General features: G+C 35.9%; 18 protein-coding genes. 10 read left to right on the forward strand and 8 right to left on the reverse strand.

Annotated elements, in window-relative coordinates:
* Window positions 1–48: 48 nt before the first annotated feature.
* Window positions 49–363 carry a hypothetical protein gene (locus tag ACHZAX_RS11720; RefSeq protein WP_320019249.1) on the forward strand — a complete coding sequence of 105 codons (315 nt, stop codon included), beginning with the start codon at window positions 49–51 and terminating at the stop codon, window positions 361–363.
* A gap of 66 nt (window positions 364–429) precedes the next feature.
* On the opposite strand, the gene ACHZAX_RS11725 is transcribed toward ACHZAX_RS11720, so the two are convergent.
* The 5 genes from ACHZAX_RS11725 to ACHZAX_RS11745 form a co-directional block, all read right to left on the reverse strand.
* Window positions 430–1,095, reverse strand: a complete 666-nt coding sequence (locus tag ACHZAX_RS11725) for a hypothetical protein (RefSeq protein ID WP_101307917.1) — start codon at window positions 1,093–1,095, stop codon at window positions 430–432.
* Window positions 1,088–1,615: an RNA polymerase sigma factor gene (locus ACHZAX_RS11730; RefSeq protein ID WP_101307918.1), complete on the reverse strand. Its 528-nt coding sequence runs from the start codon at window positions 1,613–1,615 to the stop codon at window positions 1,088–1,090. The genes ACHZAX_RS11725 and ACHZAX_RS11730 overlap by 8 nt, the downstream gene beginning before the upstream one ends.
* Window positions 1,608–1,838, reverse strand: a complete 231-nt coding sequence (locus ACHZAX_RS11735) for a hypothetical protein (RefSeq protein ID WP_320019250.1) — start codon at window positions 1,836–1,838, stop codon at window positions 1,608–1,610. The genes ACHZAX_RS11730 and ACHZAX_RS11735 overlap by 8 nt, the downstream gene beginning before the upstream one ends.
* A gap of 227 nt (window positions 1,839–2,065) precedes the next feature.
* Window positions 2,066–2,581, reverse strand: a complete 516-nt coding sequence (locus ACHZAX_RS11740) for a hypothetical protein (RefSeq protein WP_320019251.1) — start codon at window positions 2,579–2,581, stop codon at window positions 2,066–2,068.
* Between the two features lie 49 nt (window positions 2,582–2,630).
* A complete protein-coding gene (locus tag ACHZAX_RS11745; RefSeq protein ID WP_101307921.1) occupies window positions 2,631–2,990 on the reverse strand; it encodes a hypothetical protein in 360 nt (119 codons plus the stop codon).
* Between the two features lie 328 nt (window positions 2,991–3,318).
* On the opposite strand from ACHZAX_RS11745, the gene ACHZAX_RS11750 reads away from it, so the two are divergent.
* The 5 genes from ACHZAX_RS11750 (at window position 3,319) to ACHZAX_RS11770 (ending at window position 10,573) form a co-directional block, all read left to right on the forward strand.
* Window positions 3,319–5,679 (forward strand): TonB-dependent receptor, encoded by a 2,361-nt coding sequence (locus tag ACHZAX_RS11750; RefSeq protein ID WP_320019252.1) that lies wholly within the window; start codon window positions 3,319–3,321, stop codon window positions 5,677–5,679.
* A gap of 149 nt (window positions 5,680–5,828) precedes the next feature.
* Window positions 5,829–6,404, forward strand: coding sequence for an RNA polymerase sigma-70 factor (locus tag ACHZAX_RS11755; RefSeq protein WP_180327157.1), 576 nt, complete (start codon window positions 5,829–5,831; stop codon window positions 6,402–6,404).
* Window positions 6,405–6,490: 86 nt separating this feature from the next.
* Window positions 6,491–7,516: a FecR family protein gene (locus ACHZAX_RS11760; RefSeq protein WP_320019253.1), complete on the forward strand. Its 1,026-nt coding sequence runs from the start codon at window positions 6,491–6,493 to the stop codon at window positions 7,514–7,516.
* The gene (locus ACHZAX_RS11765) at window positions 7,509–9,359 is read left to right on the forward strand and encodes a carboxypeptidase-like regulatory domain-containing protein (RefSeq protein ID WP_320019254.1); all 1,851 of its coding nucleotides are present in this window, start codon (window positions 7,509–7,511) and stop codon (window positions 9,357–9,359) included. The genes ACHZAX_RS11760 and ACHZAX_RS11765 overlap by 8 nt, the downstream gene beginning before the upstream one ends.
* Window positions 9,360–9,523: 164 nt before the next feature.
* Complete coding sequence (locus ACHZAX_RS11770; RefSeq protein WP_320019255.1) at window positions 9,524–10,573, forward strand: LA_2272 family surface repeat-containing protein; 1,050 nt, start codon at window positions 9,524–9,526, stop codon at window positions 10,571–10,573.
* 173 nt (window positions 10,574–10,746) lie between these two features.
* On the opposite strand, the gene ovoA is transcribed toward ACHZAX_RS11770, so the two are convergent.
* Window positions 10,747–12,882, reverse strand: a complete 2,136-nt coding sequence (ovoA, locus tag ACHZAX_RS11775) for a 5-histidylcysteine sulfoxide synthase (RefSeq protein ID WP_320019256.1) — start codon at window positions 12,880–12,882, stop codon at window positions 10,747–10,749.
* Window positions 12,883–13,047: 165 nt separating this feature from the next.
* On the opposite strand from ovoA, the gene ACHZAX_RS11780 reads away from it, so the two are divergent.
* Window positions 13,048–13,290: a GlsB/YeaQ/YmgE family stress response membrane protein gene (locus ACHZAX_RS11780; protein WP_101307928.1), complete on the forward strand. Its 243-nt coding sequence runs from the start codon at window positions 13,048–13,050 to the stop codon at window positions 13,288–13,290.
* A gap of 69 nt (window positions 13,291–13,359) precedes the next feature.
* Here the strand turns inward: ACHZAX_RS11780 and ACHZAX_RS11785 are convergent, their stop codons facing one another.
* Both ACHZAX_RS11785 and ACHZAX_RS11790 read right to left on the reverse strand, forming a co-directional pair.
* Window positions 13,360–13,677 (reverse strand): antibiotic biosynthesis monooxygenase family protein, encoded by a 318-nt coding sequence (locus ACHZAX_RS11785; RefSeq protein WP_320019257.1) that lies wholly within the window; start codon window positions 13,675–13,677, stop codon window positions 13,360–13,362.
* Window positions 13,674–14,621 (reverse strand): hydrogen peroxide-inducible genes activator, encoded by a 948-nt coding sequence (locus tag ACHZAX_RS11790; RefSeq protein WP_101307930.1) that lies wholly within the window; start codon window positions 14,619–14,621, stop codon window positions 13,674–13,676. The genes ACHZAX_RS11785 and ACHZAX_RS11790 overlap by 4 nt, the downstream gene beginning before the upstream one ends.
* A gap of 213 nt (window positions 14,622–14,834) precedes the next feature.
* On the opposite strand from ACHZAX_RS11790, the gene mtnN reads away from it, so the two are divergent.
* The 3 genes from mtnN to ACHZAX_RS11805 all read left to right on the forward strand — a co-directional run bounded on the left by mtnN (window position 14,835) and on the right by ACHZAX_RS11805 (window position 16,585).
* Complete coding sequence (mtnN, locus tag ACHZAX_RS11795) at window positions 14,835–15,539, forward strand: 5'-methylthioadenosine/S-adenosylhomocysteine nucleosidase (RefSeq protein WP_320019258.1); 705 nt, start codon at window positions 14,835–14,837, stop codon at window positions 15,537–15,539.
* 11 nt (window positions 15,540–15,550) lie between these two features.
* A complete protein-coding gene (locus ACHZAX_RS11800) occupies window positions 15,551–16,030 on the forward strand; it encodes an S-ribosylhomocysteine lyase (protein WP_101307932.1) in 480 nt (159 codons plus the stop codon).
* Between the two features lie 105 nt (window positions 16,031–16,135).
* On the forward strand, window positions 16,136–16,585 hold the full coding sequence (locus ACHZAX_RS11805) for a hypothetical protein (protein WP_320019259.1): 450 nt from the start codon (window positions 16,136–16,138) through the stop codon (window positions 16,583–16,585).
* Window position 16,586: the final 1 nt, after the last annotated feature.

Raw genomic sequence — 16,586 nt, forward strand, 5'->3', positions numbered from 1 at the left:
TGAAGATTTCGTAACTTTTAGTAACCCAAAATCTTAAAACAAACAGCTATGAACTCAACAGAAATGATGAACATTATAATGAATGGTGATTGGCGAAATACAGAAACAAATGATGTCTGTTCTTTTTCCTGGTCGGATTCGGATCATTCAATAACGATGAAATACATTTCGGGAGACAAGACCGGACGCAAGGATTCCCATCAATTTGTAAAATTATATCATAACGCTGAGTACCTGAAAAATTGCAATCTACTGCGGTATCAGAGTAATTTGTTTACCAGTGAATTTACACTTGAATCGGAAAATGGTCCCCTTTTGGTGGTTTCGAATGTTTTTGGGAAAATGAAACTTATCCGACAATAATAAAAAAAACGGAAAACCATCTTACAAGAACATATAAGATGGTTTGGTGCTATTCAATACGTGCTGTTAGTTTTCTATTTCTTTTATTAGCTCAAGAGCATTGTCACGAATAGGTTTATACTTTAATATCCAGAGGATATACCCTAACACCAACAATATTACAAGAATATATATAAACAATCCTGTTGCCATAAATACAATTATCATTGGAAATTCATTTACTGTTTTAGCAAACATTTTATACCAATGCTCTCCACTAAACAGAAACTGCCATGCTTCAACCAAATAAACTCTCCAATTTAGATCTGAATTAAAGAACTGCTTAATTGTTAAAAATATTTTTTCGTTAAGACCTAAACCTACAGCTAAGAAAAGAAATGCAGGAATACTAGCCAAATCTATTGGATGGAATATTCTGTATCGTTTTTCTGTTTTCTTCAATAACATCAAAGTTGGTTCGGCATAAGATATTTTTTTCATTTTCTTTTGTGCATAGGCCATACAAAACAAAAATATGGAAAATCCAGACACAATAAATACTACTTTAAGAATTGGCACAAGTCCTCCCTTTTCTATTTCGAAATAGAATATAGGAATGTAAATAATCAGAAGGACGATGTATGTTATTTTTAAAATCTTATAGAGTTTTTGAAGATTATTATCTTCCCTTTTTAATTTACCGATAAACGATCCCATATCGTTTGTATCCTTTGAAATCTTACTATTACTCATGTCTGCCTCCTGATAATTTAGATTTTAACTGCTCTTTAATTCTATGAATTTTCACCTTCACATTAGATTCTTTTATCCCAATTACATCGGCAATTTCTTTCATCGATAACCCTTCAAGCATCAGCGAAATTAAGGCCTTGTCGATCACAGACAATTGATTTAGCTCATTTTGAAGCTGATTAAGCATTGCTTCCTCCCTGTGTTTTTCAAGCAAACTTTCGTCATCAATGATGGAATTCAGATTTTGTGAATCACTGCTAACTATCAATTTCATCTGTCGGAAATTTTTGCCTGTAAAACTAAGAGAAGTATTCACGGCAACCCGATAAACCCATGTACTTACCATTGAATCGCCCCGGAAATTGTCCAGACTTTTCCAAATGTTTACAAGTACTTCCTGATACATGTCTTTCTGATTTTCGGAATTAGAATTGTAATAATTACAAATGCGCCGAATCCGGTCGCTGTTTTCTGCTAAAATTTTATTAAACTGTTCTTCTTTGTTCACTTTATCAATCATTTTTTTGACATTCAAGAGATTTTTCCTGCAAAGGATGTTGCTTGTTGATAGCACAATATATTAAATAAGCCGCTCCGGTAAGAATAAACACAAACGAAATCCCTTCACCAACACCCAATTCAAAATCCGTCAACCGATCATAAAACCGTCTGCATAATAAAAAACCAATATTCCCAACTCCAAAAGAGGCATACAAGTAGTAACGCAATCCTTTATTCTTCATTTTGTACTTTCATTTTAATTTGCAATAAAAAAACTGAAGAGAAAACTTTTCGGTTTGACTAATCACCTAAATTTCCACAAACCAACTATTATTTATAAAGCTTTCTTATCAATTTAGTACCCGAAATTCTGAATAGTTACAAATAATTTTATTTTTTTCGAAAAAAAAATAAAACCGCTTTACATACATCTGTAAAGCGGTTTTATCTGGAGTTTCATCATCGTAGATCAACGCTTTGCCACCTCAGCAACAACTGCTTCAGGATCTTCTAAAATAGCCTGCTCTTCCCGATTCAGTTCCAATTCCCGTATCAATTTCTCTTTAGTTGGGTAATAAGTTGCGAACAGCAGCATAATTATAATGGCAAAACCCAGCAAAAGCAATTCGCCGGTGAGTAAATAGGTAATAATGGCGAAGAAAGCCGTTCCTTCGAGCATTGCATATTTGATAATGCTGATTGCCCGATAAGATTCCATTTTAGTTTTTAATTCAGTCTCCTCTTTTGCCAGCTTTAATTTTTTGTTTGAAACTAAGTTGCCAACACTATAGGTCACAAGAAAAAACAAGGGTATCATAATCATGAACATAGTGCGCAGCACTTCATCGCCGGCCACAACTGCTCCTTGTGTTTGATTGATAAAAACGGCAAAGGATGCGAAAAACACCTGACCAATTAATAAGGCAGCATGAATAAGGGTACTGCTGCGTTGGTACTGCTGAAAATTTTGTTTTGTTTTATTCATATTGGTTTAAGATTTTTCTTTTTGACAGATACTATTTCTTAGATAAAACTTACTTTGAATTCATATAAACAGTAACCGATTTTGAGTTCAGCAAAACCAAAAGTACAATCAGTGTGATGAATAATACTGTATATGCCATAGCGTAATTCAGGCCCATTGCAAAAGCCATGAATATTGTGGCAAACAAAATAAATCCTGTTAGAATTCCTGCAATGTGCCGAACAAATTTCCATTTTGCCAGCAAGCCAATGGCCAGAATAATACTTAAGCCACCCATTATTTTAAAATGCCCGGTTTCTGATACAAAATACTCTTTGTACAAATCGGTTACAATAGGTATTGCAATAAGAATAATGGCAGCACAAAGTGTTGCTTTAAATCCTTTTTGCTGGTAAAATTTTAAATTCATAAAATTGTAATTTTCGTTTCGTATTCATCTGAAACAGCTCATTTACCTGTTTCAATTCCCGAATCTACAAAACAGAAATTAGCTAACAAAACATTTATATCGAAAAATTTAAACCTACTTTATAACATAAAAAAATTACTTTATCTTATTCTATTGAACCGCGGCTCCATTACCAAGTAAAAAAAGGAGGGTGTTATTAAAATCACCTGAAAAGGATATCAAAAAAACTTTTCGCATTAAAATCATTTTTTCCGTTTCACAGTAGGGGTATTTCTTTCTTCAATTGTCTTCCTGATGATTTTAAGAATAATAATGCGAAATAAAAATCATGAAAATAAGAAATTACCTGTTAGTGTTACTGTTGATTCTTGCATGTAATCAGGAATCCAAAGCACAATCAAATAGTAAACTGTACTCCCAAACCATTCGGGGAACCATCATCGATCATGAAACCAAACAAGGACTTGTTGGAGCCAATATTGTGATTCTGAATTCCGATCCGTTTGAGGGAGCGGCGAGTGACATGGATGGCAATTTCATTTTAAAGCAAGTCTCCATTGGCCGAATTTCCATACACATTAGCTGTTTAGGCTACGAAGCAAAAACCATCGCAAATATTGAAATAGGTTCAGCTAAAGAAGTTGTTCTGAAAATTGAGTTAATAGAATCGCTTACTCATATCGAAGAAGTAACGGTTCATCCTAAAACAGCCAGACACGAAACTTTGAATAAAATGGCTACCGTTAGTGGTCAGGCTTTCACCGTTGAAGAAACCAGCAGGTATTCGGGATCTTTGAACGACCCTGCCCGTATGGTATCTGGTTATGCCGGTGTTTCGGGCGACGGCGAGGGCTCAAATGAAATTATTGTACGAGGCAACTCTCCCAAGGGCATTCAATGGCGAATGGAAGGAATAGAAATACCAAATCCAAATCATTTTGCCGACGAAGGATCAACCGGAGGTGCAATTAATGCTCTAAACAGCATCATGCTGAGCAATTCCGATTTCTTCACGGGTGCTTTCACAGCAGAATACGGGAATGCCTATTCGGGAATATTCGATATTAATTTGCGCTCGGGTAATAATTCCAAACACGAAAATACCTTTGGATTTAGCACTTATGGCATCGATTTTACTGTTGAGGGCCCTCTAAAAAAGAATTACTCTGGGTCTTATTTAGCCAACTATCGCTATTCTTCACTTGAACTGTTGGATAATATCGGATTGGTAGATTTCGATGGTGTTCCCAAATATCAGGATGGATCGTTTAAAATTGTACTCCCTACCCAAAAAGCAGGTAAATTCACTCTATTTGGTCTTTTGGGAAAAAGCAACATCCTGGCTAAGGAAGAGAATGATGAGGAAACTATTACTCTTGGGGAATACAATGTTAATTCAGATCTTACTGTAATTGGAATATCAAACCTTTTGCCCATTGGTAAAAAATCGTACCTGAAAAACACTATGGCCTACTCAGCAACCAATACTCAAAATGAATCAAGAATCTTAGGTGATGACAATACTATGTTTGTTGCCTTAAATGAAAAATATCAACACAATTACTTTAAATATGTCAGCACATTCAACACAAAACTAAATGCTAAAAACAGTGTAAAGGCAGGAATTGAATATACCCGTTTGGGTTTTGACATCAAGAGTGTTAACGACTTTAAAAATACCGGAGCATTTACAACAGATGTAAATTCCGAAGGCAAGTCTCATTTATTCCAATCCTTTGTAAGCTGGAAATACAGAATTACATCAGACTTCACTGTAGTAAGCGGGGTGCATGCAAGTTATTTTAAACTGAATAATGATTACACCATTGAACCAAGAGTTGGATTGAAGTATCAGTTTTTATCCAACCAATCATTTTCCTTTGGCTTTGGTATGCATAGCAAAACAGAGAGCCTGTCCACCTATTTCGTTCAATTACATGATAATGAAAATAATACCTACACGCCAAACAAAAATTTAAAAATGAGCAAAGCCATACATTATGTACTTGGCTATAACAATCAGCTGAACCGTAACCTGAATTTAAAAGCAGAGGCCTATTATCAGGATTTATATGATGTAGCTGTTGAAAACGACCCAAACAGTAAAATAGTACTTCAGGATATAAAAGAGGGTTTGGCCGATTTTGATTTTGTGAACAAAGGAACTGGTAAAAACTACGGTTTGGAGTTGAGTCTGGAACGATTCTTCCATAACAATTTTTACTATTTGCTTACAGGATCTTTATACGAATCAAAATTTACAGCCTTGGATGGTATTGAGCGAAATTCAAGATACAATGGAAATTATGCTGCCAATCTTCTTATTGGGAAAGAGTATAAAGTTGGGCGAAATGATCAAAACAGAATTGGTTTAAATGGAAAAATAACATTCAGAGGAGGACAATATTATACGCCGGTAGATATAGCGAAAAGTCAGGAAGCCGGAGAAACCGTATATCTTGCCAATAGTGAATTCAGTAAACAAGGAGATGATCTTTTTATTCTGAATGCCTCATTCTCATACAAGGTGAATCGTAAAAAAACACAACATGAATTTAAAATAGATATTAAAAATGCAAGTAATAATAAGGCCAAAATATTGGAAAGATATAATGAAGCAACTCATAAAATAGAAGATGGTAAACAACTGTCATTATTGCCTACTTTACAGTATATACTTTACTTCTAAGGCTAAATAAAACAGACCAAAACAAATAAACACCACGCAAGAAGCGCAAAAAACGTTCCTTGCGTGGCATTCTATTTATATCTCAGACACTTAATTAATTTACATCATAAAAAAAACATTTACCTTTGTTGCTCTTAACTAGCTTAACATTGACTACTGAAAAAACAATACAATCGGAATGCATTAACAGAACAGATTTCGAAACTTTGTTTAACGCCCATTACAGTCGTTTGTGTTCTTATGCCTATAATTTTCTGAAAGAAGAAGAAGGATCTGAAGAAGTTGTTCAGGAAGTGTTTTTCAAACTATGGATTCACCGACACGATATTCGCATTGAAAGTTCAATGGAATCCTATTTATACCGTGCCGTTCGAAACTCAAGTCTAAATCTGATTAAACACATCAATATCCGGGAAAAATACAAAGAACACAACCGACAAGAAATCGAATATTCCGAACGTCTGGAAAATGATCCGATGAATGCTTCCGAATTGGAGCTTAAAATCAGAAGCAGTATTGATCTGTTGCCTGAACAACGAAGGAAAATATTTATTCTAAGCAGATATGAGCAACTCAAATACAAAGAAATAGCGGATAAATTAGGGATATCTGTTAAAACCGTAGAAAATCAAATGGGAAAAGCCCTGCAATTTTTGCGAAAGGAATTGGCAGACTATCTCCCGTTGCTGGTTCTGTTCTTCAGTCATTTTTTTAACGGAGAATAGGGTTAAACACAATTACAATTGTCATACTTATAAAGAACAATACACCAAATAAAAGCGATACCCCTATTAAGAGAAATTAATTGTGCATGAAAAACGATAACCTACATATTAGTGATGCATTCCTTGCCAAATTCCTTTTGGGTGAAACCAACACGGAAGAGCAAAGCGTGGTTATTCGTTGGCTGGAAGAAAAGCACGAAAACCGCAGACATTTAGATCAATTGGAACAAATTTGGCTGGAAAGCGGCAAATTAAATCCTCATCCAATTTCGGTTAATAAAAAATCAGCATGGACAAAGCTATCTTTTCGGTTAAATCAGCATGAAAAAACCCTCTCTCCGTCTATTCAACGGTTTTCCCGATTTAGAATTGCTTTAATCAGCTCTGCAGCAGCATTCATTCTTGTTCTTTTTGGTATTTTCAATTGGTATTCCGATAATAAAACTCAAACAGAAGAATTCTTACTGACCAACACCAGCCAATCTACCATTCAGGATAGTTTACCTGATGGATCAAAAATTTATTTGAATAAGTTCGCTCACATTAGCTACCACGCATCAAAAACCAGGCAACGCATTGTAAATTTGCAAGGTGATGCATTCTTTACTGTGAAAAGAGATACACTTAGGCCATTTATTGTTAATGCAGGTATTGGAGGCGTTAAGGTGTTGGGGACAAGCTTTCAGGTGAAGATGAAAGAAAACGGAGATATTGCTGTGGATGTGAATTCCGGTAAAGTAGAACTCTTCCGCCCGAATAAAACCCAAACCGATACCTTGCACATGATTTTAACCAATAACGAAGGAGGCTTAATTTCGAACCAACAAGATACAATTATAAGATTGACAAGCAATTCTTCGGCTTTTTTCTGGGTTGATAAAAGATTGTCCTTCAGAAATAAACCATTAAAAGAAGTATTCAAAGTACTTGAATCCTGTTATCACATCACTATAAATTCAGACAATCCTGAAATAAACAATCTTTACTACTCTTCTTCATTCATTGATGAAGATGCTGAAAATGTGATTAAAGTTATCTCAAAGACATTTAACTTAACTTACAGCAGAAAAAAAAACACATTTACTATATCAGACCCGAAAAAGAATGAATAAAATTGCCCTGATTCTATCAATAACAATAGCCTGTATTCTCTGCACCATGAAGATACAGGCTCAAAACTTTCTGGAAAAGAAGATCAACCTGGAAGTTACAAATCAAAGTACTGAAACTACAATGTTTATTCTAGAGAAACTTGGAGGCTTTAACTTCTCATACGATGCAATGTTACTCGACCCAAGTAAAATGATTTCGATTAAGGGCAAGCATCAGTCTCTCGAAGAAATATTGGATGAGCTCTTTAAAGGAAGATTGACCTATAAAGTGATCGGTTCGCATGTTATCTTACAATCAAAAAATAAGGCTGGTTTGAGCAATACCATGTGGGTTTTATCTGGTGTGATTACAAATTCAAACGGAAATCCACTCGAAAATGCAATTGTTTATGAGGTGAATCGGCAAGCTTCATTCATTACCAATCCGAACGGAAAATACCTGTTGCATTTAGAAGGCAATCAAAATTCTGGTATCAACTTTAGCTGCAAAGGGTACAAAGACACCATTGTTTATGTTCAGGCTGGTAAAAAACAGCAGCTAAATATTGTTCTTAAACCATGGCAGGCACAAAGTATCTTTAAAACAGAACCTGCTTTTGCCCAAAACTTACATTCCAGAACCAAAGCAATTAATTGGGCCTATACCAATAAAGAGTTACAGGATATTGGTTTTGTCAACCTTATGGTGACGAACAAAGCACTCTATATTTCCAACAACCTCAATGTGAGAGAAGTACGGTTTATTCAGGTATCATTTATTCCCTCCTGGGGAACCAATCAATTAACAAATGGACTGGTTACAAACAAATTATCTATGAATATTATCGCGGGATATTCGGCAAATATTGAGGGGTTCGAAATTGGAAGCGTAGCCAATATCATCCGGCAGGAAATGAATGGTGTCCAAATTTCCGGCGTTGCGAACGTGGTGGGTGAAGATGTACATGGTGTTCAGGCTTCCGGTGTTGTCAATACAAATTTGGGAAACATGGATGGAGTTCAAATAGCTGGAGCAATTAACAGAGTAAAAGGCGATATAAAAGGCCTTCAAATAGGTGGAGCCATAAATTCTGCTGCTGCAAAATCATTGGACAGCATCCCCTATAGAGGTTGGAACGGACAAATCAGCGGAGGAATTAATCTGCATGGTGGTGAGCGAATTAATCTGCAGGTCGGTGGTGTCTACAATCAAGCAAACTCGGTAGATGGTCTTCAAATTTCGGGGGCAATTAATCTGGTGAGAGGAACAACCAACGGGGTGCAAATATCTGGAATCTACAATCAAACCGACAAGTTGCGGGGCATACAAATTGGTCTCATCAATTTTGCCGACACTATTGAAAATGGTTTTCCGATTGGATTGGTGAATATCATTAAAAACGGCTATCACAAATGGGAACTTTCAACAGATGAGTCGTTTTACTTTAATGCAGCCTACAAAACGGGTGGCAAAAATCTTTACAGCTTTCTAAGAATTGGAGCGGGTAAATATCTTAACATTGCTTATGGTATTGGCTGCACAAGCAATCCCAAACGCAAATTTTCAATCAACTTGGATGTGTCTGGTTCTTCCCTTTTTAACACTGATTCTGACTATGATGCTTTTGCTGGTGATCTGTACCGGGCTCAGCTTGGCCTTAATTTTAAACTGAACAAAAATATCACTATATGCACCGGACCATCTTTCAATTTTTGTAGTCCGTATAAGGAACAAAAAGAGCTTAACAAAACCAATTTATCCAATAAAAACAATCTCTTTTTTGGAAATTACTATTTAGATAAGTCTGTAAATACCAAGAAAGGTCAGTATTGGTTTGGCTGGCAATTCGGCCTTAGATTTTAAACATTTATAATCAGATTCAACACAAAGAGCATGAAAGGATATGGATGCACTTCTGCATTCTTCTTATCTTCTTTCCTAAGATCAATTTTTTGAAATTTTAAATAGGGGTATCTCCAACTACAATTGTCTTCCTTCTATAAGATCATAAAATCAAATTTATAGAAATGACAAAAGTAAGAATTGCATTAGCATGCATGATACTGAGCTTAATAAGCCCGGTTATTGCCCAAAACCACACAAAATATCAAGCTGGTTTTGTTTCTCCTATCGGAACCAATGGAACAAACTCAATCAAATACATCAACGATTATTCCTTTAACTTACTGATAGGAATTAATGGTGGTGTAAATAAAATGGAAATTGGTGGCTTAGCAAATTACAACAAAGGAAAAACGACTGGATTTCAACTTGCCGGAGTTACGAATATTACCAAAAACATATCAGATGGTTGTATAATTTCCGGAGTCGCTAACCTGATAACTGATGATGTAAAAGGATTTCAGCTTTCTGGTGTCGGCAATATTAATTCCAGGAATTCAAATGGAGTAATGATATCCGGTGTTGCTAATATCACAAAAGAAAATGCCAAGGGATTTCAATTGTCCACGGCAAACATCACCAAAAACAAATTAAATGGCGTGCAAATAGGAGCTTTCAACTATGCAAAAGTCCTAAAAGGAAGTCAAATAGGTGTTTTTAATCTTGTTGACAGCCTTGAAAGCGGCATCCCAATAGGCCTTTTCTCTATTGTAAAAGGAGGTTATTATGCGCTTGAAATTTCTACCAATGATGTTATTCACGCTAATTTAAACTACAAAATGGGTGTTGAGCATTTCTATACCCTATTTACAGTTGGATTTGATCGATACAAGGGCAAAGATCTTTTTAAATACGGCACCGGATTTGGAAGCTTGCTCCCTATTGGGCAAAGATACAAGCTATCCTTTGAAGCAACATCAAACCAATTGGTATACGATAACGACTGGAGTGAATTAAATCTTTTAAACACATTGCAAACCAATTTTCATTTTCACTTTACTCCTCAATGTTCCCTCTTTGCCGGCCCTACCCTTAATGCTTACATAACCAATAAGAAAGTTGGTGAACAATATGGAACAATAGACATGCCACACACGATCTACGATCATACAAGCAGTAAAAACAAATTGTTTGTATGGATTGGTTTTAATGCTGGTGTTTCATTCCAATTTTAACCGAAACTAACAAAAAAGAGGGTGTCCAAAAAGTATAGTTCCATTGTCATTCTGATCCCGATGAATCGGGACGAAGAATCTTTGACTCTGAAAAACAGATGTTTCGACTTCCGTTCAACATGACAATCCGATACAAAATATTACTTTTTGGACACCCTCTTTTGTTTTGTGAATTATTTCTTCCTCCAAATCGTCATCTGCGCTATGGTATGCTGAAATTTCCGTGACGTTTCACGAATTACAAAAGGAACATCCCTGGGCTCATCCAACAAATCGAAATGTTCCCTCAAAATGTTCTTTAAACCATCGAATGATGTAAAAGGTTCACCATCTTTTCGGTATCCTCCTACCCATTTATCAACTTCGGTAAATTCTTCGAGCCAAGTATAGGGTGAAGTAAGAACCAAAATTCCACCATCATTAATCCTCATATGAATATCTTGCAAAAACTTAATAGGATCGTACAATCTATCGATTAAATTGCCTGCAAAAACCAAATCGTATCCGGAATAAATGGGTTTTAAATTGCACGCATCAGCCTGAAAAAATTCTACGCTGTCACGAACGGAACCCAAGTCATGATCCACCAATTTAATTTCCTGATGACTCGTTAGTTTCCCTTCTTCCTGTCGGATATACTTTAACTTTCCGCTTTCTTTCAACTGGGTTCCAATGCGAATAAAACGAGCTGAAAAATCCAAACCTGTTACCTTATCGAAATATTTCGCCAGCTCGAAAGTCGTTCTGCCCGTTGCACATCCAATATCCAATGCATTCCCTTTAGTAAGGCCTTTTAAATGATCTTTGATAAGAGCAAGACAAGCTTTGGAATAATCTTTCACACCAAAATATTCCTCTCCATACTGGAATTCACAATATTGCGATACTAAACTATCCGTTTCATAGTAATCCGTTTCAATTTCCACCTCCTGATCTGATTCAATGTATCGAAAACCTGCATGCTGAAAAAAATGACGGCGAAAAGCATAACGGGAATCACGAATGGCCAGATTTCCTGTTGATATCCAGGATCCACCTTTAATCAGATTGTGTTTAGCATCGAAAGTTGGCGTCGAAAAATCATCGTAAAACGGATGAATCTCAAAACCGTCCAAACCTGAAATAGGCATCTCTGTCCATTGCCACACATTCCCAATTACATCATAAAAACCACCAGTTTCAAATTTATCCACCGGACAAGAAGAAGAATAGTACTCCAAATTTATATTTCCGGGAGCCATTTCCCATTCCGGTTGATCTGCAATATTAAATGAATCGCGCAAACGATAATACTCCGCCTCGGTTGGCAAGCGCAAAGTTTTGCCTGTCTTCGCAGATTTCCAGTTACAGAAAGCCTTTGCTTCCAGATAATTCACTTCTACAGGCCAATTCCAAGGCATTTCAATCATCTCGAGCATGGTACGAAGCTTCCATTCGCTTCCTTCTTTCAGCCACCACAAAGGATGCTCACATTTTTTATAAGTCACCCAGCCCCAGCCTTCTTCCGTCCACCATTTTTCTGTTTTGTATCCATCATCGTCAACAAAAGCCTTAAACTCCTCATTCGAAACCAAAAACTTCGATGCATGAAATGATTTAATTTTAGATTGGAATTCTCCAAACTCATTGTCCCAGCCATACAGGGCATTGTCCTTGCCTTTTCCTATTCTTACCTTTCCCGATTTCACTTTTAACAATTCGTTGACCGGAGCATCTCCCCATTCCATACAAATCTTAAACAGCAAATTGGGTTTTACCAAATGGATAGGCAACTGACGAATCAATACCGATGATGTTTCGATATGAATTCGCTGATGCTCTATTCCCATCATTATTACCCAAAACTGACTTTCCCAATTGATAGGAATTGTCAGCGGAAGCTCTAAAATCAGCTTCTCAATCATCTTCTTTGCCTCATTACGATAAGCCAGAGTTTCCTGCGCAGTTGGCCATTCGTAATGTTTGTCATTCAAATCATCCCACGACATTTCGTCAACACCAACTGCAAACATCGATTCAAATTTTGGATTCAATCTATCAGTAATGATTCCTGCCAATATCAATTTATTTACAAAAAAGGTGGCTGTATGTCCAAAATAAAAAGCCAGAGGATGGCGCAATGGATCAGCCCGGTGTAAAAATGCCTCTTGTCCGTTTAAGCAATCGTATAAGAGTTCATCCAATTCCCATGTCTTTCTAAAATAGTTGAGAATCTCTTTTCTTTTTTCTTCCGGATTCCCTTGGTTCAATATCGGTGTTTTAGTCACCAATAAATCCTGATGACTCTTTGTTTCTATCATATTTTCCATAAAATTTCAGCTTTGAATATTCCATTTTCATTGCAAAAATGAAGTTAATAATTATTCTTATCCATTCAAAAATCCATTGTAATGCAATACGAGTAATCAACAATAAAAAGATTGTTTTTGTTTTAAGAAATTTTAGTAATTTAATAAAGCACTAATTCTCAACACATGAACTATCTTATTTTTTTACTAATTGGACTTGTAGCCGGATGGATTGCGAGCATTTTATTAAAAGGTCGTGGTTATGGCATGATAATCAACCTGATTTTAGGTGTTATTGGTTCTTTTATAGGAGGTACAATCTTTGGTATTTTTGGGATACATTTAAATGGATTCTTTGGTTTGCTAATATCTGCAACAGTAGGAGCTATTGTTCTTATTTGGGTAGTAGGCTTATTTTCGAAGAAATAAGGCTCTTTTTACAGCATTCACCCCTAAATCCCCTTTAGGGATTTGGGTTACATTTATGAATCCAAAACACTATTTCTCGAAAAAATAATCCGATTCCACCTTACAGATTCGAACAGCATATTTTTCGTACCAATTCTCTTTGCCTCTTTCCTGAGCAATTTGATGTGCCGGATGCGCCTGCCATTTTTTAATGGCGTCCAGACTCTCCCAATACGAAACTGTTATTCCAACTTCATTTCTGGCCGATTCGGCACCCAGAAAACCTGGTTGTCTTTTCGCCAATTCCATCATAGAATCTGCCATTTCATCATAAGCATTATCTTCACCAGTTTTTACCGATGAAAATACTACCGCATAATAAGGTGTTCTTATCGTTTTAGCAATCATTTTTCTATAAAATTAGTTTTAACAATCTCCTTATCTTCCTCTCTTAGCATCTGCGAAGGCACACTCTCTTTAATCACCTGACTAATTGCATTCAACAGATTAAGTCTCACCTCTGTTTTTAACGAAACCATACTTATTTCTCTTACCTTCTTCTTCCCTTTTATCTCCTTAATCATTTCTTCCTGCTCCGAAGGAATCATTAAAGTAGATAGTTCAGGCAGGAAAGTAATTCCTCCCTTATATTCCACAATTCTACGTAAAGCGTCGATATTGTTACTCTCATATATAAAATTTCCATTCTGATTGGGCCGGGCACTGCAAATATTAGTCACCTGATCCATAAAACAATTTCCTTCTTTAAGCAACCAAACATCCGAAAAATCCAATTTACTAATGTCTATTTTATCCTGTGAATACAACTCATGTTTATCCGACACATACAAATAAAACTGCTCGTAAAATAAAGGAACCAAATCAAGATTACTCTTTAATTCTATTGGTGTTGAGATAATTCCGGCATGAAAAATTCCGGTTTTAATTCCCTGCAAAATATTTTCGGTGATTGCCTCCTGAATCTTTATTTTAATCCTGGGATACTTTTTATTCAACTCATCGATAAATAAAGGCACAAGAAATGGCGATAAGGTTGGAATAATACCCAGGCAAACCTCTCCCTGAATCTCTTCAGACAATTGAATGGCAAAATCTTCCAATTGCTTCGATTCTGTCACCAAAGATTGTGCTTTTTCCAAAAAAGCAATTCCATTTAAGGTCGGTTCCACATTTTTGGTCGACCGATCGAAAAGAATAATACCCAACTCATCCTCTAAGGCCTGTATCTGCAAACTAACCGCCGGCTGCGATACTCCCATCGATTTGGCAACACCTATATAACTTCCCAAACGGCCTAAGGCCAAAGCGTATTTTAATTGTTTTAAGGTCATTCGATAACTTTTTCTTATTTGAATGTTGAAGTTAATTAAAAATATCAATCTCTCAGCTATCAGATCCACAGTTCTATCTTCGGATAAGAGAAAAACGGATCAATAAAATTCTGATTAATACGTTTAAAACTGCATTGTTTTTTAACTTTGCCCACTTACTTAAAACAGCAATATTATCTTTGTACTTGATACAAACTACTTGATACGCAAAAAATGAAAATTGGAATTATAGGCGCAATGGAAGTCGAAGTAGTTAAACTTCGTGATCAATTGTCCAACAGAAAAGAACAAAAAAAGGGCTCCTTTGTTTTCTATACGGGTACTTTAAACAATGTTGAAATTGTTTTGCTTCAATCGGGAATTGGAAAAGTAAATGCAGCTATCGGAACCACTTTACTCATCGACAACTTTAAGCCTGATTATGTAATTAATACAGGTGCTGCTGGAGGTTTTCCCGGTGATTTAAAAGTTGGCGATATTGTAATATCCGAAGAGGTTATTCATCATGATATGGATTGCACTATTTTTGGTTATAAAACAGGACAAGTTCCCGGAATGCCGGCAAGTTTTGCTGCCAATGAGAAATTAATCTCTTTGGCCGATAAATCGGTTCACCAATTAACCGATTTACAGACAAAAAAGGCAACTATTCTAACTGGTGATCAGTTCATGAATAATGCCGAAGCAACCAACAAGATAAAAACTTTATTCCCTGCCGCCGAAGCTGTTGAAATGGAAGGTGCCGCAATTGCACAAACCTGTTACCAGTTCGATATTCCATTTGTGGTTATCCGATCTATTTCGGATATTGCAGGACAAGAGAATGCAATGGAATATCAGGAATTTGTTGAAATAGCTGCGGTAAATTCAGCCAAAATGGTGACAGAAATGGTACGTGAGTTAGGAAATCAGAAATAAAAAAAGAAAAAATGGAAAAAATACAGAGCTTTACAGTAGACCACAATAAATTGAAAAGAGGGATTTATGTATCCCGTAAGGATAAAGTTGGAGCAGAGACATTAACAAGTTTCGATATAAGAACCAAATTGCCGAATCAGGAACCGGCAATGGATATTCCTGCAATGCACACCATGGAGCATTTGGGTGCTACCTTTTTAAGAAACCATAAAGAATGGGCAGACCGCACAATTTATTTTGGCCCAATGGGATGTCGTACCGGCTTTTATGCAATTTTCAACGGCGATTTGGAATCGAAAGATATCGTAAAAGTAACTCAGGAAATGTTCGATTTTATGGCTGATTTTAACGGCGAAATTCCAGGAACAAACAAAATAGAATGTGGAAATTACATGAGCCACGATTTACCAATGGCCAAATGGGAATCAAACAAATTCAAAACTGAGGTTTTGGAGCATCTTACTGACGAGAATTTGAATTATCCTGAATAAGGATTAAAAGTATACAACAAAAAGAGACTGTTTTTCTTATTAAAAGGCAGTCTCTTTTTTTGTTCAATTTTCCTTATATTTAGTGATAATAAATAGCTCCATGCAATGAAGATTTCCGGATCAAGGTTTCTTATTATTACAATTTTAATATTACTGATTCCCATTTATGCAAATTGGAAACTTATGGTATATGGGGAGAAAACAGAAGGTATTGTAGTAAAAACAGTAGAAGAAAATAGCGGCATGTTACTCTCTTTTTATTCCGTTATTGCCTACGAAGCCAATCAAAAGCAATTTACCTTAAAAGGTCCTGAGAATGTTGAATATCCTATTGGAAAAAAATTTCAGATTCTTCACTTACAAGAAGATCCTCAAAATGCGATTATTTTCTCAATAAAAGGATTCTATTTAAACAAATTCACTTCAACTTCGTTTGTGTTATTCGTTTTATGGATCGCATTTTACTTAAGCTTTTCACCAAAGAGTGCAAACCGGGAATCCGGAAAGCAAAAAATGAATTCAAATAAAAAAAATTGCAGGAAAAAATTAGTTTAAA

The sequence above is a fragment of the Labilibaculum manganireducens genome (genome assembly GCF_963665805.2).
Lineage (GTDB): Bacteria > Bacteroidota > Bacteroidia > Bacteroidales > Marinifilaceae > Labilibaculum > Labilibaculum manganireducens.